At 49.4% G+C, this 24,567-nt stretch carries 27 protein-coding genes; 17 read left to right on the forward strand and 10 right to left on the reverse strand.

Features of this window, described 5'->3' with window-relative positions; all coding sequences use genetic code 11:
- Positions 1-420: 420 nt before the first annotated feature.
- From metG to JW883_06030, 4 genes are read right to left on the reverse strand one after another with little or no spacing between them, the layout of a single operon-like run.
- Complete coding sequence (gene metG, locus JW883_06015; protein ID MBN1841822.1) at positions 421-2,343, reverse strand: methionine--tRNA ligase; 1,923 nt, start codon at positions 2,341-2,343, stop codon at positions 421-423.
- 43 nt (positions 2,344-2,386) lie between these two features.
- Positions 2,387-3,199, reverse strand: a complete 813-nt coding sequence (locus JW883_06020; GenBank protein MBN1841823.1) for a stage 0 sporulation family protein — start codon at positions 3,197-3,199, stop codon at positions 2,387-2,389.
- A 35-nt stretch (positions 3,200-3,234) separates the two neighbouring features.
- Entirely contained in the window at positions 3,235-4,239 is a 1,005-nt protein-coding gene (gene holB, locus JW883_06025) for a DNA polymerase III subunit delta' (GenBank protein MBN1841824.1), read from the reverse strand.
- Positions 4,239-4,790 (reverse strand): HD domain-containing protein, encoded by a 552-nt coding sequence (locus JW883_06030; protein MBN1841825.1) that lies wholly within the window; start codon positions 4,788-4,790, stop codon positions 4,239-4,241. Before JW883_06030 ends, holB begins: the two co-directional genes overlap by 1 nt.
- A 381-nt stretch (positions 4,791-5,171) precedes the next feature.
- Here JW883_06030 and tolQ point away from each other — a divergent pair, with 381 nt between their 5' ends.
- The 12 genes from tolQ to JW883_06090 all read left to right on the forward strand — a co-directional run bounded on the left by tolQ (position 5,172) and on the right by JW883_06090 (position 15,246).
- Positions 5,172-5,897 (forward strand): protein TolQ, encoded by a 726-nt coding sequence (tolQ, locus tag JW883_06035; GenBank protein ID MBN1841826.1) that lies wholly within the window; start codon positions 5,172-5,174, stop codon positions 5,895-5,897.
- A 4-nt stretch (positions 5,898-5,901) separates the two neighbouring features.
- Positions 5,902-6,324 carry a protein TolR gene (gene tolR / locus JW883_06040; protein MBN1841827.1) on the forward strand — a complete coding sequence of 141 codons (423 nt, stop codon included), beginning with the start codon at positions 5,902-5,904 and terminating at the stop codon, positions 6,322-6,324.
- Between the two features lie 95 nt (positions 6,325-6,419).
- Positions 6,420-7,313, forward strand: coding sequence for a TonB family protein (locus JW883_06045; protein ID MBN1841828.1), 894 nt, complete (start codon positions 6,420-6,422; stop codon positions 7,311-7,313).
- 7 nt (positions 7,314-7,320) lie between these two features.
- On the forward strand, positions 7,321-8,646 hold the full coding sequence (gene tolB / locus JW883_06050) for a Tol-Pal system beta propeller repeat protein TolB (protein ID MBN1841829.1): 1,326 nt from the start codon (positions 7,321-7,323) through the stop codon (positions 8,644-8,646).
- 129 nt (positions 8,647-8,775) lie between these two features.
- The gene (gene pal / locus JW883_06055) at positions 8,776-9,357 is read left to right on the forward strand and encodes a peptidoglycan-associated lipoprotein Pal (protein MBN1841830.1); all 582 of its coding nucleotides are present in this window, start codon (positions 8,776-8,778) and stop codon (positions 9,355-9,357) included.
- Positions 9,358-9,534: 177 nt separating this feature from the next.
- Positions 9,535-10,401 carry a tol-pal system protein YbgF gene (gene ybgF / locus JW883_06060; protein MBN1841831.1) on the forward strand — a complete coding sequence of 289 codons (867 nt, stop codon included), beginning with the start codon at positions 9,535-9,537 and terminating at the stop codon, positions 10,399-10,401.
- Positions 10,402-10,424: 23 nt separating this feature from the next.
- Positions 10,425-10,931, forward strand: coding sequence for a crossover junction endodeoxyribonuclease RuvC (locus JW883_06065; GenBank protein ID MBN1841832.1), 507 nt, complete (start codon positions 10,425-10,427; stop codon positions 10,929-10,931).
- Positions 10,928-11,545, forward strand: a complete 618-nt coding sequence (locus JW883_06070; GenBank protein ID MBN1841833.1) for a Holliday junction DNA helicase RuvA — start codon at positions 10,928-10,930, stop codon at positions 11,543-11,545. The genes JW883_06065 and JW883_06070 overlap by 4 nt, the downstream gene beginning before the upstream one ends.
- The gene (gene ruvB, locus JW883_06075; protein ID MBN1841834.1) at positions 11,545-12,600 is read left to right on the forward strand and encodes a Holliday junction branch migration DNA helicase RuvB; all 1,056 of its coding nucleotides are present in this window, start codon (positions 11,545-11,547) and stop codon (positions 12,598-12,600) included. Before JW883_06070 ends, ruvB begins: the two co-directional genes overlap by 1 nt.
- Positions 12,601-12,843: 243 nt before the next feature.
- Complete coding sequence (locus tag JW883_06080; protein MBN1841835.1) at positions 12,844-13,674, forward strand: SAM-dependent chlorinase/fluorinase; 831 nt, start codon at positions 12,844-12,846, stop codon at positions 13,672-13,674.
- The gene (locus JW883_06085) at positions 13,674-14,351 is read left to right on the forward strand and encodes a DUF1007 family protein (protein ID MBN1841836.1); all 678 of its coding nucleotides are present in this window, start codon (positions 13,674-13,676) and stop codon (positions 14,349-14,351) included. The genes JW883_06080 and JW883_06085 overlap by 1 nt, the downstream gene beginning before the upstream one ends.
- The gene (locus tag JW883_06090; GenBank protein MBN1841837.1) at positions 14,344-15,246 is read left to right on the forward strand and encodes a hypothetical protein; all 903 of its coding nucleotides are present in this window, start codon (positions 14,344-14,346) and stop codon (positions 15,244-15,246) included. Before JW883_06085 ends, JW883_06090 begins: the two co-directional genes overlap by 8 nt.
- Before the next feature lie 64 nt (positions 15,247-15,310).
- Here JW883_06090 and JW883_06095 read toward each other — a convergent pair whose 3' ends face one another.
- Together JW883_06095 and JW883_06100 are read right to left on the reverse strand one after the other, a co-directional pair.
- Positions 15,311-15,700, reverse strand: coding sequence for a NifB/NifX family molybdenum-iron cluster-binding protein (locus tag JW883_06095; protein MBN1841838.1), 390 nt, complete (start codon positions 15,698-15,700; stop codon positions 15,311-15,313).
- Between the two features lie 281 nt (positions 15,701-15,981).
- Entirely contained in the window at positions 15,982-16,158 is a 177-nt protein-coding gene (locus JW883_06100) for a hypothetical protein (protein MBN1841839.1), read from the reverse strand.
- Positions 16,159-16,469: 311 nt separating this feature from the next.
- Between JW883_06100 and JW883_06105 the strand changes: the two genes are divergently transcribed.
- Positions 16,470-16,769 (forward strand): integration host factor subunit beta, encoded by a 300-nt coding sequence (locus tag JW883_06105; protein MBN1841840.1) that lies wholly within the window; start codon positions 16,470-16,472, stop codon positions 16,767-16,769.
- Between the two features lie 34 nt (positions 16,770-16,803).
- Entirely contained in the window at positions 16,804-17,214 is a 411-nt protein-coding gene (locus JW883_06110; GenBank protein MBN1841841.1) for a hypothetical protein, read from the forward strand.
- Between the two features lie 1,055 nt (positions 17,215-18,269).
- On the opposite strand, the gene feoB is transcribed toward JW883_06110, so the two are convergent.
- The 4 genes from feoB to JW883_06130 all read right to left on the reverse strand — a co-directional run bounded on the left by feoB (position 18,270) and on the right by JW883_06130 (position 21,950).
- Positions 18,270-20,459 (reverse strand): ferrous iron transport protein B, encoded by a 2,190-nt coding sequence (gene feoB / locus JW883_06115; protein MBN1841842.1) that lies wholly within the window; start codon positions 20,457-20,459, stop codon positions 18,270-18,272.
- 3 nt (positions 20,460-20,462) lie between these two features.
- Positions 20,463-20,702 (reverse strand): ferrous iron transport protein A, encoded by a 240-nt coding sequence (locus tag JW883_06120; protein ID MBN1841843.1) that lies wholly within the window; start codon positions 20,700-20,702, stop codon positions 20,463-20,465.
- Positions 20,699-21,394 carry a transcriptional repressor gene (locus JW883_06125; GenBank protein MBN1841844.1) on the reverse strand — a complete coding sequence of 232 codons (696 nt, stop codon included), beginning with the start codon at positions 21,392-21,394 and terminating at the stop codon, positions 20,699-20,701. The genes JW883_06120 and JW883_06125 overlap by 4 nt, the downstream gene beginning before the upstream one ends.
- Before the next feature lie 307 nt (positions 21,395-21,701).
- Positions 21,702-21,950 (reverse strand): zinc ribbon domain-containing protein, encoded by a 249-nt coding sequence (locus JW883_06130; GenBank protein ID MBN1841845.1) that lies wholly within the window; start codon positions 21,948-21,950, stop codon positions 21,702-21,704.
- 236 nt (positions 21,951-22,186) lie between these two features.
- Here JW883_06130 and JW883_06135 point away from each other — a divergent pair, with 236 nt between their 5' ends.
- From JW883_06135 to JW883_06145, 3 genes are all read left to right on the forward strand, one after another.
- Positions 22,187-22,711, forward strand: a complete 525-nt coding sequence (locus JW883_06135) for a macro domain-containing protein (protein MBN1841846.1) — start codon at positions 22,187-22,189, stop codon at positions 22,709-22,711.
- Positions 22,712-22,857: 146 nt separating this feature from the next.
- Positions 22,858-23,076 (forward strand): hypothetical protein, encoded by a 219-nt coding sequence (locus JW883_06140; GenBank protein ID MBN1841847.1) that lies wholly within the window; start codon positions 22,858-22,860, stop codon positions 23,074-23,076.
- Between the two features lie 400 nt (positions 23,077-23,476).
- Positions 23,477-24,547: a glucose-1-phosphate thymidylyltransferase gene (locus JW883_06145; protein ID MBN1841848.1), complete on the forward strand. Its 1,071-nt coding sequence runs from the start codon at positions 23,477-23,479 to the stop codon at positions 24,545-24,547.
- Positions 24,548-24,567 lie beyond the last annotated feature (20 nt).

Here is a 24,567-nt window from a genome sequence, read left to right on the forward strand (position 1 = left end):
AATAGCAAGCTATTTAACCGACGAGCAACGCAGCCAGGCGGGATGGATCGGCGCATCAAAATGTGAAGTTATTTTTGAGCGAGCCCTTAGTGCATTTCATCCTTTGACAGGAAATTGCCCTTCGCCACGCGAAGCGCTGGCGTAACGCACCCCCCAGCCTCATAGCGAGGGGAAGTGATCAATGCGGCATAAGCAGCCACGCCCAGAAGACGCGGTATCGCTCAGGCGTTTTGTGGAGTAGTGGAGTAAAGGAGTGATGGAAAAACCAAACACAGCCCCCCCCTCCGGTCTCAGAGCCAAAGGTCAATACACCAGTACTCCATCACTCCAACAGTCCGTGGAATTCGTCAAGCCAGAGCTGTTTGACTGTGACCACGCCCAAAGGACGCGGGAGTCTATTCTGAATTAGACCAAGGTCTGCTACATGAGCGGACTGCCCGGCTCAGAAGGGCCGTCAAGGGTGACCAGTTTGCAGGCGCCTTTGTCTGCAGCCGTCAGGACCATACCCTGGGAGAGGACACCCATGAGCTTTACGGGCTTAAGATTGGCCACAATTACGATCTGTTTTCCTATCAAATCCTCCGGGTGGTAACTTTTTGCTATTCCTGCCACGACTGTCCGTTCTTCTCCGACATCGACTTTGAGTTTCAATAGGTTTCTTGACCTTGGCACAGGTTCGGCATGAAGCACTGTAGCAACCCGAAGATCTATTTGCTGGAAGGTTTGCACAGAAATCTCTGGTTTCGATGAATTCGGCGTCTCCTTTGCAGGGGCTATTTCCCCGCCCTTTGCTTCCGGTTTATCCAATTCGACCCTCGGAAAAAGAGTGACCGTTTTTGGAAGCTTTGTCCCAGGTTGCATATTCCCCCAAACGCTGAGGTCCTCTAATGTTTGACAGATGCCTGCGGATGTCATGCCCAGGTGTTTTTGCATGACCCGGGAAGCCCTTGGCATGACCGGATAGAGAAGCCCCGCAATGACACGAAGACCTTCCAGAACATTGTAAAGCACGAGCCCCAGCAGTTTGTGCTGTGACTTTTTCTTGGCAAGCTCCCACGGGGCAGTCACGTCTATGTACTTGTTAATCCGGTTTATGAACTCCCAAATGGCCATGAGAGCCTTGTGGAAGGCGAAGTCTTCCATTGCTTTCTTATAGCCCTGAATTGTCTTAAGGGCATCGGACTTCACATCCAGATCCAGACTGCTTTCCTGGGCTTCATCACCTCTTGGCACAACACCTTTGAAGTATTTGTGTACCATGGTTATACTGCGGCTAAAGAGATTCCCCAGGTCATTGGCCAAATCAGAATTGATGCGCTGAACGAAGGCCTTCTCGGTGAAACTGGAATCAAGACCAAAAACCATCTCTCGCAGGAGGAAATACCGAAAGGCGTCTGCACCATACACGTTTTTGAGCTCAAGTGGATCCACCACGTTGCCAAGGCTTTTGGACATCTTGCTCTCATCGACATTCCAGTAACCGTGAACATGAAGTCCGCGATACAGAGGAATGCCTGCGGCCTTTAGCATGATGGGCCAGTATATGCCGTGAGGTTTAAGGATATCCTTGGCGACAAGGTGGTGAACCGTAGGCCAAAACCTCTTGAAACGCTCACCATCAGGATATGTCAGGGCGGAGACATAGTTTAGAAGGGCATCGAACCAGACATAAGTCACATATTGATCATCAAAAGGAAGGGTAATACCCCATTGAAGCCTGCTCTTGGGTCGGGATATGCACAAATCATCAAGGGGTTCACGCAAAAAGGCGAGCGCTTCGTTTCTGTAACGTTCGGGGCTGATGAAATCCGGGTTCTTGTTAATGTGATCCACGAGCCAGTCCTGGTATCGGCTCATTCTAAAAAAATAGTTGGATTCCTTGATTACCTCAGGGATCGTCTTGTGGTCAGGACATCTGCCACCTACCAGTTCCCGTTCAGTATAAAACCGCTCACATCCAAAACAGTATGCCCCTTCGTATTCGCTGAAGTAAATATCGCCTGAATCATAGATCTTTTGCAGGACTTCCTTAACAATATTTACATGAGCAGACTCCGTAGTGCGTATGAAATAGTCATATTCTATGTCGAGCTCAGGCCACAAGGTTCTAAAAAGATCGCTGATCTGATCCACATAGGCGAGCGGGCTCATCCCCTCCTCTCTGGCTGCTCGAACCACTTTGTCGCCATGTTCGTCGGTTCCTGTCAAAAAGTAGGTTTCCTGGCCGCACATGCAATGGAATCGATTAACCAGATCAGCCACAATGGTCGTATAAGCATGACCCAGGTGAGGTCTGGCATTAACGTAATAGATGGGCGTTGTCACATAAAACGGCTGGGGCATATGGTTTTCCTCTCAACAATGAGTCGTGAAGTCCCTGTTTTTCCTATGGGGACACATCTGTCTTCTCGATAATCTCCTCCAAGCTTACATCCAATTCCTTCCCGTCCTCAAGCTGAACGGTAACCGACTCTTTCAGTATGTTCTGACGAACAACTCTTCCCTGGCCCGTCTTGGTCTGCACGACCTTTCCCCAACTTGGGAACTTCCCCTTAAGATCGCAATAGGTCCCATGTTCAAATGCCAAACAGCACATAAGTCGGCCGCACAGTCCGGAAATCTTGCTGGGATTCAGTGACAGCCCCTGTTCCTTCGCCATTCGAACAGACACCGGCTGGAAATTACTAATGAAGGTACAACAGCACAGTTCTTGGCCGCAACGTCCAATTCCCCCGCACATCTTTGCCCTATTACGGACCCCGATCTGGCGCATCTCAATACGCACCCTATATGCCTTAACGAGCATCTTGACCAGCTCTCGAAAATCGACGCGGCCGTCGGCTGTGTAAAAAAAAGTCAGTTTTGTCCCGTCAAACAGACTCTCAACCGATACAAGGTTCATTTGAAGTCCCAATTTCTTGATACACTCCAGACAATATGCATGGCCGGCTTTTTCCCGTTCTAAATTCCTCCTATGCTGTTCAAGATCCCCGTCATTTGCCAGCCGATAGACTTTTTTCAGCGGGGGTCTGTTCTGCCCCTTTTCAACAGTCTTGGAAACAGTCACAACCGTCCCGAGGGCCAGACCGCGCTCGGTTTCCAAGATCACGTGACTTCCAGGGGAAAGGACAAAGTGACCCACATCAAAATCATAGACCTTGCCTTGGGGTCTGAATCTTATACCGACAAATTTGCTCATTATTGCACTTTGTTACCATTTTCAATCGTAAGTTCTCAATCACCCTGGGGATGTAGGCTTTTTCTGAAAGCTGAACTCATACGCATCATCATTACCTCTAAGGCAAGACGGCGATTGGCATTCTTCACGATGGCCCTTTGTGCGGCGGATACAGCCATGATAATTTCCAAGATATCATGGACTGAAAGCTGTTCTGATTTGCGCTGTATCTCTTCCATACAGTCCCTGTTTAGAATCTTCTCAGGGTGGAACCTACATATCAGTATGTCTCTAAACCAAATATTAATCACATCCAGTGCGTCTTGCAATCTGTCTTTATCACGTGCCAGCGTATCGGCAAAGACAAAAAGCGCATGGGTCGACTCCGATGAAACCAACTCAACACGCTCAAGAAGGTCCTTCCGCCAGTCCATCCATTTCTCTGCATCCGCAGACAGGGCTCTCCCCAGGCTTCCTTTGGCCAATACGGCAACGGCCGTGGCTGCGTCTGCATCAAGCCCACTCCTGGTGCCAAGCGCCGCTGCGATGTCTGCAACTGCAACTGGTCTAAAAGGTATCTGCTGGCACCTGGAGACAATCGTTGGCAACAAGTCCATGGTCCGGGAGGCAGTGATGATTATGTATGTGTCATTGGGCGGTTCTTCCAAGATCTTCAGCATGGCGTTGGACGCTTCAAGGTTCATGGCATGCGCGTCATTGATTATGATTACACGCCGCCCCCCCTCAAGGGGGGCAAACCTTAAGACTTTGCGCAAAGACCGCACCTGGTCGATTTTGATAAACGTCCCGCTGGGCTTGACAATGATGACGTCCGGGTGATTGCCCGAAATCACCTTCTTGCAGGATCGACACACCCCGCATGCCGACGTTCCCACAGGCTTCAGGCAGTTCAAGACCATGGCCATGGCCATAGCAGTTGTTTGTCTACCAATGCCGTCAACACCCGTAAAGAGCAAGGCATGGGCCAGGCGATTGTTCTCAAGTATCCGGGTCAGGAGGCGGATGGCGCGCTCCTGGCCTATAATGGATTCAAAGGTCATCAGGTCTCTTTTTCTTCAAACCACCACGCATCTGAAGCGGTTTTCAATACCTGTTTTGCCAGGTTCTGGCCGACCTCGGTTCGGAGTCGAGCTACGACGTGAGGCAGCCAAGCCTCTGGTCCATTGCAGCCAGAATCGCAAAGGGTCTTTAGTTCCAAGATGAGGGCCAGTTGGTCAGCATCGTGGGCAAGCTGTGCTTCCACGGTCTCGCAGGCATTAAACTCCTCAAAAAGGCCGCCCATGGCAGGGCCAAAGGGGATATTCTTTGTAAGGTCTGCCATGGCTCTGTTTTCGTCAGCCACAACATATTTCTTTTGAACGTAGTTGAGGTCGCCAATCCGGGCTTCGCCAAGGTCGTGTAACAAGCACATTTGGAGCAACTTAAGTTGATCCACGTCAGGATGCATCTGGGCCAGAACATATCCAACAAACGCGGAAAGAAAGCTGTGCTCAGCCACTGATTCGCGACCAGAGCCCAGGAAGTGGAAACCGGATCGCGGGATCTCCTTTAAGATCCGCGCTTCAAAGAGCAGATTAGCTATTGCCTTCACAATATAACAAGTCTCCTAGTACCACATATTCCTACACTCTGCAGGCATTTTCATACGCCGGAGGGCCAAAGATCTTGGCCCAAGGCGCACGGCACAAGACAAGTCAAAACGCAATCGACTACCTTGTGCCTTGCGTCTTATGCCTTGCGCCTTAAATCTTGAAGCACGGAGATAGACTCTGAATAATTACATATCTATACAAAAGGCGCAACGAACGCAACCGGAAATCAACTTGACACCGGCAAAAACCTTATGTAACTTCCACCCTCAATTAAGCTTTTCCACTATTTTGGCCCGACGGTTGCATGTGTATATATTTTTGAGGTTTTGAAAAGCTCAGCTTCCACCTTTAATAAAACTTTGATTTACTGAATATTTACTATGCCCATCACGACGTACAGTGACATTATCCAGTTGGTCCTCCAATCCGGCCCAATGGTCCGTTTTGTTCTGTTGCTTCTAGTGTTCTTCTCCATTACCTCATGGGCCATTATATTCTACAAACACCGCTTCATAAAAAAGGCAAGAAAAGAATCAGCCTATTTTCTCGACCTGTTTTGGAACAGACGCAGCCTATCGGAGGCATTTGCAGCCTCAAAGAAACTCCGGCACAGCCCTCTGGCGCGGATATTTCGTGTTGCGTACGTTGAGCTCAGAAAGGTGAAAAGCCCGCAGCCGGCCTCAACAAATACTGAAAAAGGGGGGGAATTGAAGTCAAATCAAGACATGGCGGCTCTTGACAACATAAAGCGGGCGCTTCGGCGAGCCTTGAACGTGGAACTCACCGAATTGAACAAGGCCGTCCCTTTTCTGGCAACAACGGGAAATACAACTCCTTTTATTGGGCTTTTCGGCACAGTATGGGGGATCATGAATGCCTTTCGAGGCATCGGCCTCAAGGGCTCTGCCAGCTTGGCCGTTGTGGCGCCAGGTATCTCTGAGGCGCTGATCGCCACGGCTGCCGGACTGGCTGCTGCGATACCGGCGGTAGTCGCCTACAACTATTTTGCCAATAAGATTCGCGTCCTGGAATCGGAAATGCACAATTTTTCGGCCGATTTCTTGAACTTGATCGAACGAGAATTGATAATACGAAAGGGGAATTAGGGCTATGGCTATGGGAAACAGCAACAGCCCTTTCATGTCGGATATCAACGTAACACCCTTGGTGGATGTTATGTTGGTCCTCCTCATTATTTTCATGGTGACTGCCCCCATGATGATGCAAGGGGTAAATGTATCATTGCCCCAGACGACCCCCAAACCCCTGACGGCAGAAAAGGACCATCTGACCGTAACCGTGGACCGCAGCCAGCAAATCTACATCAATGACTACAAGGTGGCGCTGGAAGCCCTTCAAGAAAAAATAAAAAAGATCCTGGAGGGTCGTCCGGACCAGAAAGTTTACCTGCGGGCAGACAAAAGCGTTCCTTACGGCGTTGTGGTGCGCGTGATCTCTGAAGTAAAGAACGCTGGCGTGGAACGACTCGGAATGGTTACGGAACCCTTGAAAGAGACGGCCAAGAGGAGATGAGTTTTGCGAATGAGCCACTATCCGAATCCTCTCTCCATAGTTCTCCGGACCGCAGCTTTTGCCACCCAGGATCGTGAGCAAAGCGGGTTGAGCTCATGGTTACCCATCTTGAAGCTCTAGGCCAAGGCGCTTACACTGACCGAGCATGGACGGGCATGATAGCCCTTTCCGTTCTTTGCCACGTCCTGTTCTTCTCGGGGGTGATGTTTTTGCCAGAATTACGATATACTGCCCCCAGTATACCATCTGCCGTTGAGGTTGATCTTGTGAGTCTGCCTGCGGCCACACGACTTGTGAAACCGCCCCTGAGTCAATCGCAAGTGCCCCCGCAGGTTAAGACAAGACCGGTAAAGCCGTCTGAAAAGGTCTCATCGGTGGAACTTGCGAAAAAGCCCGAACCTGTTCAGCTCAGAAATACAGTGGAATTTGACACGCCTCGACCCGGGGAGGCCGTGTCATTGGCCTCAAAACCATTACGGGTCAAGCGATCGCTGAAAAAAAAGACCTACAATGTATCAAAGGTCATTACAAAGGCGATCGCGAAAATCGAGAAACAAGCCCCGGAGTCAAGACCCAGTGCGGTGCTTCAGGCCATTGATGAGTTAAAGAAGAAGGATGAGGGCACGACAGGAACCGTGACAACCGGTCATGGTCCTGCCAGAGATGACATCGGCAGAAAGAACCTGGAGCTTCTCGACATTTACAATGCAGAAATATGGCATCTGATCCAGAAAAACTGGGCCTTTTCTGAAGAGATGGCTCGAGGCCGCACAAATCTGGAAGGCATTATAATTGTGAAGATCATGAGGGACGGCGAGATACGGGATATCTGGTTCGAAAGCAGGTCAGGCAACAGCTATTTTGATGATTCTGTTCTGAAGGCAGTAAAAAAGTCGAATCCTTTGCCGGCGCTCCCTGATGGGTTTCTCGGCCCGTACTACGAGGTGGGCATTAGGTTCAATCCTTCTGAGTTGCAAAGGAGGCCTTAATCGCATCATGCAAAGGGTTAGCCACGTGGTCATACATCTTGCCGTAGCGCTGCTGCTGATCTGCTCAAGCGTCCCTTGTCAGGCACGTGTCTATATCGACATCACCGCCCCTTATCTTCGCAAGATTCCCACTGCCGTGCCGTTTTTCAAAGAGGTGGGCCCCGGGAACAAACATAATGAGTTCGCTGAGACCTTTGCGAACCTCCTTGCAGAAACCATAGATTTTACAGGCTTCTTTAAGATTTTGGACAGAGGGAGTTTCCTGGAAGATCCTCAACAATCCACCCTTATGGAGCACACAATCAATTTCAAGAACTGGACAGATGTGGGCGCTGAACTCCTGATCAAGGGTGGATTCGAATATCAAGAAGACATCCTTAAGGTGGAGCTTCGCCTCTTCGACACCTTTGGAGGCCGTCTCATAATCGGCAAGCGGTATACGGGCCACCTGAAGGATCACCGACGCATGATCCGTCGTTTTTCAAACGACCTGATTCGCCGTCTCACCGGCCATGAGGGAATTTTCAACACACAGATCGCATTTGTATCGACAGCAGCAGGGCACAAGGAGATCTTCGTTGCCGATTTTGACGGATACAACCCGAAGCAGTTTACAGATACCGGGGCCATAACGCTTTTTCCTGCCTGGTCCTCGGATGGTAGATGGCTTGCCTATACAGACTACGGGCGAGGCAAACCGGATCTGTATATCAAAAACATAAAAGAACGACGGGGCACGGTTACCTCTTTTAAGGGTTCAAATATCACGCCGTCATGGGTTCCGGGGGAGTTTTCCCTGGCGGCATCCCTTTCCCACGAAGGGAATCCATCGCTTTATCTGCTGACAGGCAAAGGAAAGATTATCAAAAGGTTAACCCACCATTGGGGCATTGATGTTTCCCCCGCCTGGTCACCAGACGGCAAGGCGCTTGCTTTTGTCTCCAACCGGTCAGGATCACCTCAGATATATATTAAGGACATGGAAGACGGGGAAGTCCGGAGGCTCACATTTGAAGGCAATTACAATACGGCCCCAGAATGGTCTCCGCGGGGCAACTATATAGTCTATACAGGATTGGTTCGAGATAATGGGACAAACATCTATATTGTTTCCCCAGACGGGGGAGAGCCCATTCAACTGACCCGAGACGCCGGCAACAATGAATCGCCAACCTGGTCGCCGGATGGCAGTCTCATTGCCTTCTGTTCGACCAGAGAAGGAGCGTCCAGGATCTACGTAATGAATGCCAATGGTTCAAACCAGCGTCGTCTGCTGACGCTTCAGGGAGAGCAAACAGACCCCAGTTGGTCACCACGCCTTTCCGGCTATTGAAGAAGGGACCGAAAATTTGTGTAAGTTGGTCATTGACTTTTTTCAGATTTTCAAATAATTACAAAACCAATACAGCATATTGGGGGATATTGTTTAGATCTTGTTTCTGCTTGAAAGGAGGTAAACCGTATGACAAAGAAATTTTGGGTAGGTTTGGCACTGGTGTTGATTGTTCCTGGGCTCATGCTTGCAACTTCCTGCGCCAAGAAGAAGATTGAATCCGAGCCTGGAGTGGTCACAATCGAAGAGGAGCCCGTAACAGAAGGCATAACGGCTGATGACGAACGGGCAAGGCGAAGGGCCTTAGAAGAACAGCGTATCAGGGAAGAGCGTTTGCGCGAAGAGGCCAAAACGCGCAGAGAGCGTGCTGAACTGGAGGAATTCCAAAACAAGCACATCTATTTTGAATTTGACAAATCCAGGCTCCTTCCTGAATCAAAGGAAATCCTCAGACATAAAGCAAAATGGCTGATGGCTCATCCGGACGTCTCGGTGATCATCGAAGGTCATTGCGACGAAAGAGGAACGAGCGAATACAATATGGCCCTTGGGGACCGACGCGCTCAGAGCGCCAAGAGCTATCTGGTCGATCTTGGAATTGGATCCATACGGCTGATGACAATCAGTTATGGAGAAGAGAGACCTCTCGATCCAAGTCACAACGAGAGGGCTTGGGGCAAGAACAGACGGGACCAGTTTGTCATAGAATAAGATCTCGCAAGGACTCCTTTGCCGTGGTCCTCTCCGCCACGTCAGAGACACTCCGGCAGACTGGAAAAAGTCCGAATGTTTGAAAGGGCTTACCATTAAGGCGGTTGTTTGTCAAACTGTTGACAGACAGCCGCCAAGCAGGATTGGTCGCAGCCTGATATCCGCGAAAGTATCACTATGGGCACAAAAAAAACCGTAAAAAGTTGGTTAGGACTCCTGGCTTTTGCATTGGTTGTGAGTGGCTGTGCCCTGCAGGACGATCTGATCACCGTCGACAATCGCCTCACAGCCCTGAAACAAAGGGTTTCGAAACAAGACAAAAAGGTTGAGGCTATTCACTCCGAGATTGCCCGTTATCACGAGGAACAACTAAAATCAGATGAGGCTATTCGGAGCAAGTATGCCAACCTCCATGCCCTGATAAAAGACTTGAGACATGAGATAGCAATCCTTCGCGGTTATTTAGAAGAGAGCCAATACGACGCCCAGCAAAAGCTGGGCACGATGACCGAGCATGAGAAGCGCTGGAAGGAGCTGGAAAAATCTCTTCAAACCGGTCTTGATCGGATTGTTCGACTGGAACAATACTTGGCCATGGAACCTTCGGAAAAGCTGGTTTCTTCGGGGCCGGAGAAGACTGGGACAGACCAGGGAAAACCATCTGCCTCGAAAACGCCAGATGAAATTTACGCCGGGGCCAAACAGGAGTTTGACAAAGGAGAGTACGAGGCTGCTCGCGAGCTGTTTCAGAGCTTTTTGAAACAGTACCCGAAATCCAAAAACGCCGACAATGCTCAGTTTTGGATTGGAGAGATTTACTATCGCGAGAAATGGTATGAAAAGGCCATATTGGAATATCAGAAGGTGATTGAGACCTACCCCAAGGGAAACAAGACTCGCAGCGCCCTGCTGAAGCAGGGATACGCGTTTTTGAATCTGGCGGATAAAGATAACGCCAGGCTCATCCTGAAAGAACTGATTCGCAAGTATCCGGATTCCAATGAGGCAAAGATCGCCAAAGAGAAGTTAAAGAGATTTCAATGACAGACAAACACAAAATATGACCCTTGAAACCTCCACTCAAGGTCATAGGCATAGATCCCGGTTTGGCTGATACCGGTTTCGGGATCGTGGAGGGAACCGGCTCCCGAATAGGCGAGTATTGCTTCGGCACGATTCGAACCTCCAAGACCGAGGTCTTGGCCAGCCGATTGAATCATATTTTTTCTGAACTCTGCTCCATTCTGGATTCCGAAAAGCCCAACCTCGTTGTCATTGAAGATGTCTTTTCTCTTAACCGATACCCCAAATCGGGTATCGCACTTGGGAAGGTCTGCGGTGTCATACTCGTGGCAGCCGCTCAGCGTGGCGTGCAGAGCATTGAACTGCCTGTGCGGGAAGTAAAACGCGTCCTTACCGGAAACGGCAAGGCCACCAAGGCGCAGATGGAAAGAGCGGTCAGGCATTTTCTGAAAAGACAAAGCGCTATTTCCCCGTCCCACGCCTCTGACGCACTGGCCCTTGCCCTCGTCGGTCTCTTCAGGCATGTTCAGGTCCACAGGAGCAGGATATGATCGGTTATCTCGAAGGAAAATTGCTAAAGAAAGAAAAGGACCGCATACTCCTTTTGACCAACCAGGTCGGCTACGAAATACTCCTGCCCGCAATTGTCAGAGAATCCATTGATTCCAAAAAGATCGGTGAAGAACTTGCTTTACACATCTACTATCATCAGACGGAACGGCAACCTAAGCCAACCCTTATAGGTTTTAACCTTGAAGCGGAGAGGGAATTCTTCCGGTATTTCATATCAGTGGAAGACATTGGGCCAATAAAGGCCATGCAAGCGCTCACCGTTTCCGTTCGCGACCTTGCCCGGGCTATAGAGTCCAGGGATACGGCGTATCTAAAAAAACTGAAAGGGATCGGGAATCGCACAGCGCAAAAAATCCTGGCGACCCTGGAAGGCAAAATGGCCAAGTTCGCCCTAATCCGCGGGGCCGAGAAACCCACCGAAGCCGTCCCATTGGAAGATTTCAAAGAACGGGTCCATGACGTCATGGTAAAACAACTGGGGCACAAGGCAAGGGAGGCCAAGGAGATGATCGCTGCTGCATTAAAAAGAAATAGCAACATCAACACAGCCGAAGAGCTCTTTGAAGAGGTCTACCGCGGTGAGGCCATTTGATGGGAGACCAGGATTCCGGAAAAAGTCTAGCAGTTGATGTGAACACTGGCGGCGTGTCCCGTGACAGGGTCAACCATCAAGAGGCAGCATCAGAATTTGTGAGCCTCAGGCCCAAGAACTTAGGGGAATATATAGGTCAAGCAGAGGTTATAGAGACCCTTGCTATTGCCATTGAGGCTGCGCTTCAGCGGAAGGAGCCACCGGATCACATCCTCTTTCATGGCCCTCCTGGCCTGGGAAAGACAACCCTTGCCCATATCATTGCCGAGGAGATGGGAGTAAACATTACGGTGACCAGTGGTCCAGCCCTGGAAAAGGGTGGAGATCTGCTAGGCATTTTAACCCATCTGGAAGAAGGGGACGTACTCTTTGTTGATGAGATGCACCGCCTTCCGAGAGTGGTCGAAGAATTTCTCTATCCGGCCATGGAAGATTTTGCAGTCGATTTTATCTTTGACAAAGGCGTTCATGCAAGAAGTCACCGGTACCGCCTGGAACGTTTTGTTCTGGTGGGCGCCACCACCCGGGCAGGGTCACTCTCTGCCCCACTGCGTGAACGCTTCGGCATATTCAGGACACTTGATTTCTACTGTGAAGACGATCTTGTTCGGATCGCAAAACGTTCGGCAGCCATTCTGGATGTCAAAATCGATACTGACGGGGCGTACGAGATCGCCCGCCGGTCTCGAGGCACCCCCAGGATCGTTAATCGGCTCCTGAAACGCGTAAGAGACTTCACCCAGGTCAGAGGCACCGGCATCATCGACAAAGATACTGTCCACAAAGCCCTGGAGCTTGAAGGGGTGGATGAAAAGGGGTTGACAATTCTCGACAGAAAGCTCTTAAGAGCAATCATCGATTTTTACAAAGGCGGCCCTGTGGGCATCGAGGCCATTGCCGCTACACTGCAAGAGGAGTCTGACACCCTGGTGGATATGGTGGAGCCCTATCTGTTGAAGTTGGGGTTGCTCACCCGCACATCGGCCGGCCGCAAGGTCACTGAACAAGCCTACCGACATTTCGGCCTTTCCGTACAACAGGGGCTGTTTGGATAAGTATTCGCGTCCAGAGGCATTTCGACGGCATACCGAACCAACTATGGCAAAGCCAATGACTCTTTCAGCCGTCCGCCTGCGGGCCGTAGCCTTCGGGCTCTCCGCCATAGGCTTCGACCCGCAGGCTGGCGGAGAGCTCGTAGCCAAGGCTACTTTCCGGCCTTCGTAGCCGTTGCCGCTTCGGCGGAGTAGGCTGGCGAAGTCGGCGACGTGGTCAAGAAGACCATGTTTTCCATGTGAACAATGAAGCAGACAATCCCGGTCATAACCTTGCTCACAGATTTTGGCCTTAAAGACGAATACGTTGGCGCGATCAAAGGGGTCATCCTGTCAATCAATAGCAGGGTTCAGCTAGTTGATATTTCCCACAACTTGACCAGGCACGATATCTTGCAAGCGGCCCTGATAATCAAAGGCGCATTCAGGTATTTCCCAAAAGGCTCCATCCATGTGATCGTAGTTGATCCCGGCGTGGGCGGAAAGAGAAAGGTCATCTGCCTCAAGAAGGAAGGGCACGTTTTTGTTGCCCCCGACAATGGCGTACTGAGCTTGGTTACTCAGGATGGAAAGGCGGATGAGATATATGCCGTAAGCACCCAGGCATACTTCCTGAAGCCGGTGAGCAATACGTTCCACGGCAGGGACATCATTGCCCCTGTGGCTGCCCACTTGTCAAAAGGAGCAGCTTTGCCTAGCCTCGGAGAAAAACTGACGCTTGATGACATCAACACGCTGGATATACCTGTTCCCTTCTTGTCTTCCGATGGGAGACTGCTGGCCGGAGAAATAATCTCAATCGATCATTTCGGAAATCTCATCACCAACATCGATCAGAAAACGTTTGAGATCTTCACGGGAAAAAGGAAGTCAGGAACTGTAGTCATCGGCCTTGGAAGTTCCACAATCCAAGGTGTCTCAGAATCTTATGACACGGTAAAGGTGGGCGATCCTTTAGCCATCTTCGGAAGCCGAAACCTGCTTGAAATATCCGTAAACCAGGCAGATGCCAGCTCCTATTTTAGGGCCCGCGTCGGACTGGCTGTAAATGTAGAGGTTTTGACCAAAAAGAACTGATGATTAACGACGTTTCGAAATTACTTATTTGGGGACGTCATGTTTTTGCTTTTTCGCTCTTGACGCCGAGGAAAGAGTTGAGATTCAGGCTCTGCATCTTGGCAACCCTTTTTTTCGCTTCACAGCCGGACACAGTATTTAGCCACCCCCATGTTTTTGTCGACAATTCCATAGAGATCGTGTTCAATAAAAAAGGTTTGGCGGGGTTCGAGGTGAGGTGGATTTTTGATGAAATGTTCAGCAGTATGCTTGTTCACGATTTTGACAAGAATATAAATGGAAAATTTGAGGCCGACGAAATAGAGCAGGTAAAAAACGGGGCGTTTTCTAATCTAAAAAAATTTCAGTATTTCACTTACATCAAAATCAACGGCAAGCCATTTAGAGTGCAATTCGTCAAGGGCTTCTCCGCAAAGATCGAGAAGGATAAGGTTTCCTATCGTTTTTTCGTGCCGTGCCATGTTCAGGCCATTTGTGCATTCAAGGAAGTCAAAATATCCATTTATGACAAGAGCTTTTATTCCAGCCTTTTTTTGACAAAGACCCCTGTCAGTTTTCAAAACGCTTCATCGTATGACTATCAGTACAATATTGGTAAGAACACCAAGGAGCCGTATTATTTCGGACAAATTTATCCTGAAGAGCTCACCATTAAATTCAGGATCAAAGATGAATAGAGTATTTTGGGCCGTTTTTTGCTGTTTCCTGTTTTTTTCGCCATTGACCAGCACGGCTGGAGACAACCCTTTTGTTTCAAAAGAACCCCGGAAAACGAGCGCTGATCTTCCCACACATGCCTCCGAGATCTTCACGAAAGTTGCTTTATGGCAGCACAAACTCAATAATGAATTGACCCGATTAACCAAAGAGCTAAAGACGACCAAATCCAAGAATGCCCTCATCCCGCTAATTCTCCTCGCTTTCCTTTATGGCGTCATACACGCAGCAGGTCCTGGTCATGGGAAAACAATCTCCTTTTCTTACTTCCTATCGGGAAGAAGCCAAGTCAGGAAAGGCATTCTTCTGGGCAATTTGATCTCCTTTCTTCATACCTTTTCCGCAGTGTTCATTGTCCTGGGCATCTATTTCATTTTTAAGAAATCTTACCTGTCATCCTTCGAGACCGTTTCTCAAAAGCTCAAGATAGTTAGTTTCAGCCTGGTTGTTTTGATTGGACTGGCGCTATTGATCAGCAGTTTGCTTAGCCTACGGCAAAACCATCTTCAGAAAGGAGAAGCGGACAGGGCCATTAGTTGGCTGGATCACAAAGGTATTTTGCCTATCGCCATTGCTGTTGGCGTCGTGCCTTGTCCGGGCGTTGTGATCATTATGTTGTTCAGCCTTTCCCAGGACCTCTTGGCTATAGGCCTCATGTTGTCCTTTTTCATGGCTTTGGGAATGGGCATGACTATTTCATTTGCAGGTGTTCTGAGTATTGTGGGACAAGAGGGCGTGCTAAAGTGTTTTTCCGGAAGGAATAAGGCCCGCATCTATGGCCAGCGGGCTTTATCCGTCCTTGGATCATTGTTGATAGTGTTGTTTGGGATGATCTTGCTTCTGGGGGCTATCTGAAGTGGCAAACATGAGAAAAGAAATGGTGAGAACGATTTGTATCATTTTGGCCCAAATTATTACGTCAAGCCTTCTTAATAGCAGCCCCCTTTTTGAGTCCCTCCCTGAATCCCACAGAAGGTTCCTTTGCCCGCGATAGTCTCCGCTTCTTAAAATCTTCGACAGCGCTGCGTACCGTCCCTGTTGCCCCCAAGTAGATTCGTATCGTTGCGTCCTGCAGCGTAACAAAGGCGTTGTGCCCCACGTTGCCGGTCAACACAGTCTTAACCCCTTTGCCGGTCAGAGATTGTACTGCATCAACACAGGCAGCATCCTTGGCTGATGCCCCGGGATTCTCGAAGGCCTTTACGCCTCCTGTTTCGGTATCCACTATGACGAAAAAGGGACTGCGTGAAAACCGCGGCTCAATTTCAGAATCCATGGATTTGCCCTTTGATGTAATCGCAACCTTCATTGTCCGACTCCTCTCTGACTGACGGCTATAGCATGTTACGATGAAATGAAAAGGGTATGACACGTTTTTAAAACCACATTATTTTTTGTACAATAACACCCGCAAAACGTCAACTTGAAAGCCCACCCAGTAATCATCCTCCAAAAAAAATCGATTGATGCCGGCGTTCAAAGAAGCATCGATCTTTTCTGCAAAAAAATATGGATCCGCCCCTCAAGCGTAATCTCACAATCATTTGAAATAGGACAAGGCGCTGTTACGGAGGACACCACTTTGGCAAGTCATTCTTCCGGCAGCGCTGTTGGCGTGCCACCTCCAAAATAGATGGCCTGGAAAGGATGAGCCTCAACAAAAAGGGCACTGACTGTGAGATCCATCTCTTTGACAAGGGCATCTGCGTATTGCTCGCCAAGGTCCGAACGATAGGCATTTTGAAAAAAGCCGCAGTATCCATGCACACATCCAATACATTATGAGGGAAATCCCACAAAAAAAACGATGTCCCTATAAATGCTCTTCCCAAGAAATATGGACGGATCCTCCCCAGAATCACTCAATTCGGCTCACAAACAAAGGGCGGAATAGCCTGATTACCGCCCTCTCCTTCAAAATACCCTGCAGGACCATGGCGTCCTTTCATTTGATTCATTCGATGATGTTGGAATTCCGTTAGACGAACAATTGTATCGTTTTGTCTACAAGGGAAAACATTTGTGACGCGTTGATATCCCTTGACATCATGCTGAACACCCTTTATGTAGTTGGCTTAATGTCCATTCTGGGGAGGACCACGACGAACAAGGCGGATCTCATAGAGGCACTGAAGAAGGAAACCGGCCTCACAAAAGCAAAAGCTGCGGAAGTCGTCAGGTTGTTCTTCGACGAAATGTCCAGAGCTCTCGCAAGGGGCGACAGGGTCGAGATCAGGGGTTTTTGTAGCATCTATGTCAAGGATTACAAGGACTACACAGGCAGAAACCCCAAGAGTGGTGTGCACACCCACGTGCTACCGAAGAAACTACCCTTCTTCAAATGTGGTCAGGAATTGAAGGAGAGGATCAATTATTGATAGACCAGAGAATCACACACGGAGGAAAGTAATCATGGCAAAGCTTAAGAAGGATCTGCAGGCGGTGACCAGAGGCCTGAAGGCACTTACAAAAAAAACGGAGAGTCTGGTCAAGGCGGTTGACAAGCCCGAAAAGGCCCAAGTTGCCAAGAAACCGAAAGCTAAAGCCAAGGCTAAACCCGCAAGAAAAGTGACTGCGAAGAAACCGAAAGCCAAGGCCGAGCCTAAAGCAACAAAGAAGGCTCCCGCGAAGATGAAAGCTACAGCTCCCACTGCTACTGACCAGGTACTCCAGATCATCAAGAGGTCAAAGAAGGGCGCTGACGTCCCCACAATAGTGAAGAAGACGGGGCTTGATGACAAGAAGGTCAGGAATATAGTTTCCAGGGCGTTCAGTCTGAAGAAGATAAAGAGAACTGGACGGGGAGTTTATGTGGGGGCGTAGTACCCGGCACACACCTTGGTGTTTTTTGCCATGCCTAGCTGTTGTTGATCCTTTTCTAAGAAGGGTGGTAGTATTGGATATGTCTGCAGATCAGCTAAAAACAAGCCATGGTTTTGGGGATTTCGTCTATTGGAATCTGTTCATAGCTATTCCTTTTGTCACTGCCTGTATAGCCATTTCTAAGAGCTCAACGGTGGGGATGATTGCCTACATCATCGCATCGATACTTATTCTCTCGGTTGGCGTCTTCAAATCATTCTGCACTCATTGCCCTCATTATGTTCAAAGCAAGAATACTGTGAAGTGTATGTTTCTTCGAGGCATACCTAAGTGTTTCACACAAAAGGCAGGGCCTTATGATCTTGTTGAGCAGGTTATCGTGGCAATTTCGTTGATAGTCTGGATAGTTATGCCTATATATTGGTTGTGCTTGCATCCAGGTTTGCTGGCAATCTATTTTGTCTCACTCATAGTGTTCGGTGCAACGGTGAGAAGATATGAATGCAGTCGATGCATTCATTTTCATTGCCCTGCCAACAGTGTACCAGAAGATGTAAAGAGCCGGTCCTTGGACACTAATCCCCACCTGACAAATCACCCAACCTAATGCCCGTTCAAAAGTCCGATTTAGATCCTTGCCTGGAGACTGCCCTTTTTCTTCCTCCACTCCCTTAAAACTACGTTCCATGATTCGGACACAGACGCAGCGTCTCCAATACTTCGGGGGGCTGTTCACTGTAACGCCCGTGTCTCCCTTTCTTTGACTTGCAACAAAATCAGAGCCGAACCTTTTGCCCTTTCACAATACCTTTGGCAATCCAGATCTTCTTTCCAGTATCTTTAGCCCCGCTGAAATCAATGCCATTGATGTGATGCGGTTGGTGCATTGGTTGTCAGGTTAACTTCATCAAATAATCCGATTAATGCTGGCTGTGTTTGGTTGTTGATTTATTTAAGGATGTCCCGCTTTTCCGCCCCGGATGAATCTGTCGGTTTCAGTTTAGATGATCATCTTCGCCAGGATATCCTATGGGGAATGTCTGGTGACGTGACGACTAACCTAGTCCAATGAGGCTACCACCCTGATAGATGATGAATGCTACGAGCCAGGCCAGGCCAGTGCTGTAGAAGATGCTAAAGAGGGTCCACTTCCATGAATTGGTTTCACGCCTGATAACGGCAACTGTGGCAAGGCATGGGACATAAATCAGAACAAAGGCCATCATGGCATATGCAGAAAGGGGGGTCATGCCGGATCTTTTCAAGGCCAGCTTCAGAGCCTCGCTTCTTTCATCCTCTTCACTCCCGACGGCATAAAGAACACCCATGGTACTTACTACGATCTCTTTTGCCACAAAGCCGGTCAGGACTGCTACACTGCCACGCCAGTCCATCCCGATTGGAGCAAGGACCGGGGCAAACATCTTTCCCAGGCGCCCCATGTAAGACCTTTCCACTTTCTCTTTGGCCATCTCAGCCTCAAGGGCTGAAACGGCCTTGTCTCTTTTCCGGACGAGTTCTTCCCGCAAGCCACCCTCTGCCTCGGAGATGGAAATCTCATATTGCGCCGTGCCACTTGCTATCTCCGTTTCGTAATCCCTTGAAAACTGAACTTCCTGCGGGAAAGCACTCAAAAACCACACAACGACCGAACCGATCAGTATCACGCCTCCCATCTTCCTCAGAAAGATCTTGCTTCGATCCCACATATGAATCAATAGAGATCTCAACATAGGGGCCCTGTAAGGCGGCAGTTCCATAACAAAGGGCGCAATCTTCCCCCTGAGCAAGGTCGATCGGAACAAACGCCCAATAACAATCGCCAGCACGATACCAAGGGCATAAATCGAAAAAATGGCATTACCGGCCTTTGCTCCAAAAAACGTTCCGGCCAGCAGGATGTACACTGGGAGCCTGGCAGAACAGGACATAAGAGGGTTGATCAAAATCGTCAGCACGCGATCCTTTTCGCTTTCCAGGGTCCGGGTGGCCATGATAGCCGGAACATTGCAGCCAAACCCCATGAGCATGGGGATAAAGGATTTGCCGTGAAGCCCTATCAGGTGCATTACTTTATCCATGAGGAAGGCAGCCCGGGCCATATAACCCGTATCTTCAAAAAGGGCTATGCAGAAAAAAAGAATGAGAATATTCGGCAAGAATATCATGACACTTCCCACTCCGGCTATAATGCCATCAACGATCAGATCGTGGAGGATACCCTCCGGCAATAGCTTGGCCGCGAGCTGGCCTGTCCATCCCACTCCCGCATCAATCCAGTCCATGGGATAGGCGCCCAGGGAAAAGGTAATCTGAAACATGGCCCATATGAAAAACACAAATATGGGAATGCCCAGCAGGCGGTTCGTAAGAACCTGGTCTATTTGCCGAGAGACATCCACCCTGCTTTTGGAAACGGTCTTCAACACCTCTTTGATAATGCCGGCAATAAACCCATAGCGGTGGTCCGTCATGACAATCTCAGGTTCATCATCAAAGAACTGCCTGAGCTTTCCGCGCTTTTGCTCTGCCTCCCTGAGTATGGCTTCGCCGTTCTGGCTATCGATCTCCAGTATTCGCTTTCTCACAATCTTATCGTTCTCGAGGAGCTTTATTGCAATCCAGCGAACATTATGCCGAAGTTCTTCGCGCGTGTTATCTCTTATGAATTCCGAAAGCTCGCCGATCGTTCTTTCAATATCCTTACCGTATTTGACCCGGCGGGTCAGGGGAAGCTCTCTGTCAGACTCCACCACTGCAATGATGCTTTTAATAAGTCCCTGTGTTCCTTCGTTTTTGTTGCCAACCGTAAACACAACGGGCACGTCGAGAAGTTCTGAAAGCTTATCTCCGTCTATCTTGTCACCGCGGCCATTGGCCACATCAGCCATGTTGAGCACAAACATGACCTTGGTATCGAGTTCCCGAAGCTGTGTGGCCAGGTATAGGTTACGTTCCAGATTAGAGGCATCAATGATATCCACTACCACGTCAGGCTTTTCATCCAGGATAAAATTGCGAGCCACGATCTCTTCAATGGAGTATGCGGTGAGGCTGTACGTGCCAGGGAGGTCCACAATGGTCAGATGGTAACCTTTGCTGGTAAGATGACCTTCTTTTTTCTCTACAGTGACTCCGGGCCAGTTTCCAATTTTCTGGCGGGTACCCGTAAGATTGCTGAAGATAGTGCTTTTGCCGGAGTTAGGATTCCCGGCAAGGGCAACTGTTATTGATTTTCGGGCCATGCGTTACGTCCCCTCGCCTTTGACATTTTCCACCTGGATGTCGGCAGCTTCTTCGACCCGCAGAGAAACATGATAGCCTTTGAGTACGAGTTCGATGGGATCTTTGAGGGGGGCATATTTCTCAACGTAGATCTGAGTGCCGCGCAAAAACCCCATCTCAAGGAGTCTTCTGCGAAAAGGACCCTCACCCCCAATCCGGGCCACGGTGGCTGTCTGTCCTTCCCTCAACTCACGAAGGTTCACTGCAAATCCTTCCGACTCCCGTTTGGTTTGACCATAATCTTCTTGGCAAGGCCACGGCCCATGGCCAGGCGCGTGGCGTTTACGGCAACAACAAGCTGGCCTTCACCCCTGTTGGTTATGACCTCTACCTCGTCCCCTCTGCGCAGCCCCATGCTGGCCAGGCGCAGTTGCGCGCCCGAGCCTCCCATGAACTCTTCTATGATGCCGCATTCTCCTTCATGGGCATATGACAGTGGCATCAGCCGAACTCGTTCCTTGAGACAGTCTGCACACAGTCCGTATATTTCTATCTTTTGCTGGAGTACGTGAAAGCCGTGCAGCGCCGCTATTTCCACTCGCATATTCTCCAGTTGCTGGTTTTTAAACTCAACGATTTTGTTACATTTAGTGCAAATGAGGTGGTCGTGGTGTAAACCCAGATGTCGGTGTTCATACAGCGTCGGCCGACCTTCGAATTTTTTCTTTGAGGCAAAGCCGTATCGGCATAGTAAGTTCAGGGTCTTTTTTACAAAGTCCGGTTCAAAACGATAACCTTTCTTTTCCAGCAGGGTCATAAAATCTTGAAAGGTTATATGCCCCTTAACGCCAAGAAACGCCTCCATAATGGACATTCGAGGTTCAACCTTGTCTATTCCCTCTTTTTCAAAAAGGCGAAGGAATTGTTTTTTCTCTTGTTGGTGGATATGGTCCATAAAATGGGTCCCTTATTGTATTAGATTCTCAAGAACATAATACGCCACGGCGGGCTTGTCAAATAGGCTTACTGTTTTTCCGGCCATGAAATCGCTTCGCGATTTCATAAGGTTCCGCAAATGGACAACAAAGCAAAAAGCTCATATGCAAGTCCCCCCTGAGGCGGGATTTGAGGAATCAGGTCCGCCTGAGGCGAATCGCGGTAATTCACCCTGTCAAACCTGCTTCGCCTTCTCGCGTAGCAAGAATCTAACAGGGCGGGGATGAATCCCGCAGCAGGACGCAGATGGACTTTTTGCGAAGTCGTCAATTTTTGGTGTGACCGGGCAAGGTAAAGGTGGAACAGGTGCCCGAAGAGCACTGCCTGGATTCAACTGTGGGCCCCGTTGATTCGCCTTTCGCAAAGCCCATCGCATATGTGGTGCTGCTCAATACGCGTTCAAAATCGTCGGATCCGCAGTGGGGGCATCTCATTTCAACCTCGTCTTCGTCTCTGATAATGAGGATCTCAAAGACGTCGTTGCACTTAAGACAACGAAATTCATATAGGGGCATGATTGTTCTCCTTTCTGTTTGCCAAAATTATTATATTTAGCAACATTTCATGTTTTTCGCAATATTTTTTGTGTCAAGCAGCAGGCTTCCGTCGTCTAAGGACGTAACCTCCTGAAGTTCTAACTTTCTTCACTAAATGAATATTGAGCTTTGTCTCGAATTTCGATATAGAGAACAAGCGGTTTGAGCATGTTTGAAGCTTTTGAACATTAGGGTCTTGAAAAGGAGGCACTCTCATGGAAAAAAACATCGGCCAAGCTGTTGTCGAGGTGCGTCAATGCGACATTACTGAAATGGACACTGATGCCATCGTCAATGCGGCTAACGCACAACTCGTTCTGGGAGCCGGGGTGGCCGGAGCCATCAGGACTAAGGGCGGTCCCAAAATCCAGGAGGAATGCGATGCCATCGGTGGGACTTTTGTGGGTGGCGCCGTGATTACTACAGCCGGGAATCTGAAAGCCCGTCACGTGATCCACGCCGTAGGCCCGAGGATGGGTGAGGGCAATGAAGAGGAGAAGTTGAAAAATGCCACGCTAAACAGCCTCAAGGTAGCTGATGAGAACAAGCTCACCAGCATCACCTTCCCGGCCATCAGCACAGGCATCTTCGGATTCCCCAAGGAACGCTGTGCTGAGATCATGCTTCGGTCTGTGATCGATTATCTGACCAACAAAAAAACAGGCCTAAAACGAGTAGTCTTTTGTCTTCATGGGGCATCAAGTCATAGGATTTTCTCAGATGCCTTGAAGCGGTGTTGAGCATTGAGTTCCAATTGAGGTCTTACGGCCAAAATTTCCTATGGTATCAAGTTTTTGAGCAATATGCCGATACAGATAATGAAAGGCGAAACCCCGAGAGACAAAATGCCACATCCTTTGAGATTCAAAACATTGGAACAGTTACCATGCTCTGCTTGTTAATCATTGGGTTACTAGTCGCTTCGATCCCAATATACAGATCCCAGCTTAAAGTCGCCGCCATCCTTGACCTGGCCGTGGTTCTAGTGCTTCTGGCATTCAGGGTCTTTCCCGGCACGGCACATCTTGTTGACTGGATATTGATCATCTCTTTCTTCCTTGATGGCAGCATCGTCTTCCTCAGCAAAGAAGGGGTACTTATTTAGGTGAGCGTTCACAGGTTCAGAGTTCACCCGACTGCGGGCCATAGCCTACGGCGGAGAGCCCCGTTTCAGCCGTCGTAGCCTACGGCTACTTTCAGCCTTCGAAGCTTCGGCGAAGTAGGCATGGCGAAGTCGGCTCATGTTTCCCTTTCTTTCGTTAACGTTGCTCGTAGGACGGTTTCAGCCGTCGCAGCCAGTGCTTTGGCGAAGTCGGCTCAGATTTTCGTTGAACCCTGAACCTCTGAACGGGTGAACGGTTACCCTGCCTTTTGGATCCTTCCCCTTTGGCATTGCCAGTGTTACGTTCGGGAACAATCCTCTTGACTTATTACGAAATTTACGAAAGCATTTGCAAGAAAAAGCGCCGGCTGTACCGGTGCGACAGGAAGGGGAATATAATGTCATGAAGGCCTTGGTGCTCTCCGGAGGCAAGGGAACCAGACTCAGACCGCTCACGTACACCATGCCTAAACAGCTCGTCCCCGTGGCAAACGAACCGATCCTCGGATATGTCTTTCGCCACATTCAAGAGGCCGGAATCAAGGATGTGGGTGTCGTGGTCTCTCCGGAGACGCAACATGACGTGCGGGCATTTCTCGGCAAGGGGACTCGCTGGCATGTTCGGGTTCACTACATTTTGCAGCCCCAACCTTTGGGCCTGGCCCATGCGGTCAAGGTAGCTCGTCCTTTCTTGGGTGATGCGTCTTTTGTCATGTACCTGGGAGACAACCTCCTTGCCCAGGGAATTAGGGAATTCATGGGAGAGTTTCAATCGGTAAAGCCGGATGCCCTGATATTTCTGAAACAAGTCCGGAACCCGCAGGCCTTTGGAGTGGCAGTTCTTGACCAAAGGGGACATATTGTCAAGCTTGTTGAAAAGCCCAAAAAGCCGCCCTCTGACCTCGCCCTCGTGGGAGTCTATTTTTTTTCCCCCAGCATTCACGATGCTATTGACCGGATCAAGCCTTCTGCCAGAGGAGAACTCGAAATCACCGATGCGATCCAAGAATTGATGCGGTTGGGGCGGTCCGTTAAAGGACAAATCCTAGAAGACTGGTGGCTCGACACTGGGAAAAAAGATGACTTTCTGGCTGCCAATACGGTGGTGCTGGATAGTTATGTCAGGCAGAGCGTGGCGGGCAAACTAGACGCCACGAGTAGAGTGGACGGGCGGGTGCAAATAGAAAAGACTGCCAAGATCACCAATAGCAGTCTCCGCGGCCCAGTAGTCATTGGAAAACGGTGTAAGATCACAAACTCTTTCATCGGACCTTACACTACCATTGGCCATGGAACACAGATCATCAATTCAGCCATCGAACACTCGGTGATCCTGGAAAAGTGCATTATTGAGAATATTTTGAGACTTGAAGACAGTCTCATAGGACGAGAGGCCAAAGTCATCCGCCATGACAAAAGCCACAGCCGCGCCCTGCGACTACTCATCGGCGACAACAACGTGGTTGAGGTTTAGCATGACTCTCTTTGAGGGGG

The sequence above is a fragment of the Deltaproteobacteria bacterium genome (genome assembly GCA_016930875.1).
Taxonomy (GTDB): domain Bacteria; phylum Desulfobacterota; class Desulfobacteria; order Desulfobacterales.

What these genes read in the sequence shown, in the direction of transcription:
- JW883_06110 (MBN1841841.1), top strand. Translation starts at nt 16,804, where the DNA reads ATGGCAAAGCTTAAGAAGGATCTGCAGGCGGTGACCAGAGGCCTGAAG.
- JW883_06085 (MBN1841836.1), top strand. Translation starts at nt 13,674, where the DNA reads ATGATTAACGACGTTTCGAAATTACTTATTTGGGGACGTCATGTTTTT.
- tolQ (MBN1841826.1), top strand. Translation starts at nt 5,172, where the DNA reads ATGCCCATCACGACGTACAGTGACATTATCCAGTTGGTCCTCCAATCC.
- feoB (MBN1841842.1), bottom strand. Translation starts at nt 20,459, where the DNA reads ATGGCCCGAAAATCAATAACAGTTGCCCTTGCCGGGAATCCTAACTCC.
- JW883_06090 (MBN1841837.1), top strand. Translation starts at nt 14,344, where the DNA reads ATGAATAGAGTATTTTGGGCCGTTTTTTGCTGTTTCCTGTTTTTTTCG.
- JW883_06095 (MBN1841838.1), bottom strand. Translation starts at nt 15,700, where the DNA reads ATGAAGGTTGCGATTACATCAAAGGGCAAATCCATGGATTCTGAAATT.
- metG (MBN1841822.1), bottom strand. Translation starts at nt 2,343, where the DNA reads ATGCCCCAGCCGTTTTATGTGACAACGCCCATCTATTACGTTAATGCC.
- ruvB (MBN1841834.1), top strand. Translation starts at nt 11,545, where the DNA reads ATGGGAGACCAGGATTCCGGAAAAAGTCTAGCAGTTGATGTGAACACT.
- pal (MBN1841830.1), top strand. Translation starts at nt 8,776, where the DNA reads ATGACAAAGAAATTTTGGGTAGGTTTGGCACTGGTGTTGATTGTTCCT.
- JW883_06145 (MBN1841848.1), top strand. Translation starts at nt 23,477, where the DNA reads ATGAAGGCCTTGGTGCTCTCCGGAGGCAAGGGAACCAGACTCAGACCG.
- JW883_06130 (MBN1841845.1), bottom strand. Translation starts at nt 21,950, where the DNA reads ATGCCCCTATATGAATTTCGTTGTCTTAAGTGCAACGACGTCTTTGAG.
- JW883_06140 (MBN1841847.1), top strand. Translation starts at nt 22,858, where the DNA reads ATGCTCTGCTTGTTAATCATTGGGTTACTAGTCGCTTCGATCCCAATA.
- JW883_06080 (MBN1841835.1), top strand. Translation starts at nt 12,844, where the DNA reads ATGAAGCAGACAATCCCGGTCATAACCTTGCTCACAGATTTTGGCCTT.
- holB (MBN1841824.1), bottom strand. Translation starts at nt 4,239, where the DNA reads ATGACCTTTGAATCCATTATAGGCCAGGAGCGCGCCATCCGCCTCCTG.
- JW883_06125 (MBN1841844.1), bottom strand. Translation starts at nt 21,394, where the DNA reads ATGGACCATATCCACCAACAAGAGAAAAAACAATTCCTTCGCCTTTTT.
- JW883_06020 (MBN1841823.1), bottom strand. Translation starts at nt 3,199, where the DNA reads ATGAGCAAATTTGTCGGTATAAGATTCAGACCCCAAGGCAAGGTCTAT.
- tolB (MBN1841829.1), top strand. Translation starts at nt 7,321, where the DNA reads ATGCAAAGGGTTAGCCACGTGGTCATACATCTTGCCGTAGCGCTGCTG.
- JW883_06070 (MBN1841833.1), top strand. Translation starts at nt 10,928, where the DNA reads ATGATCGGTTATCTCGAAGGAAAATTGCTAAAGAAAGAAAAGGACCGC.
- JW883_06105 (MBN1841840.1), top strand. Translation starts at nt 16,470, where the DNA reads ATGTCCATTCTGGGGAGGACCACGACGAACAAGGCGGATCTCATAGAG.
- JW883_06045 (MBN1841828.1), top strand. Translation starts at nt 6,420, where the DNA reads ATGGTTACCCATCTTGAAGCTCTAGGCCAAGGCGCTTACACTGACCGA.
- ybgF (MBN1841831.1), top strand. Translation starts at nt 9,535, where the DNA reads ATGGGCACAAAAAAAACCGTAAAAAGTTGGTTAGGACTCCTGGCTTTT.
- JW883_06135 (MBN1841846.1), top strand. Translation starts at nt 22,187, where the DNA reads ATGGAAAAAAACATCGGCCAAGCTGTTGTCGAGGTGCGTCAATGCGAC.
- tolR (MBN1841827.1), top strand. Translation starts at nt 5,902, where the DNA reads ATGGCTATGGGAAACAGCAACAGCCCTTTCATGTCGGATATCAACGTA.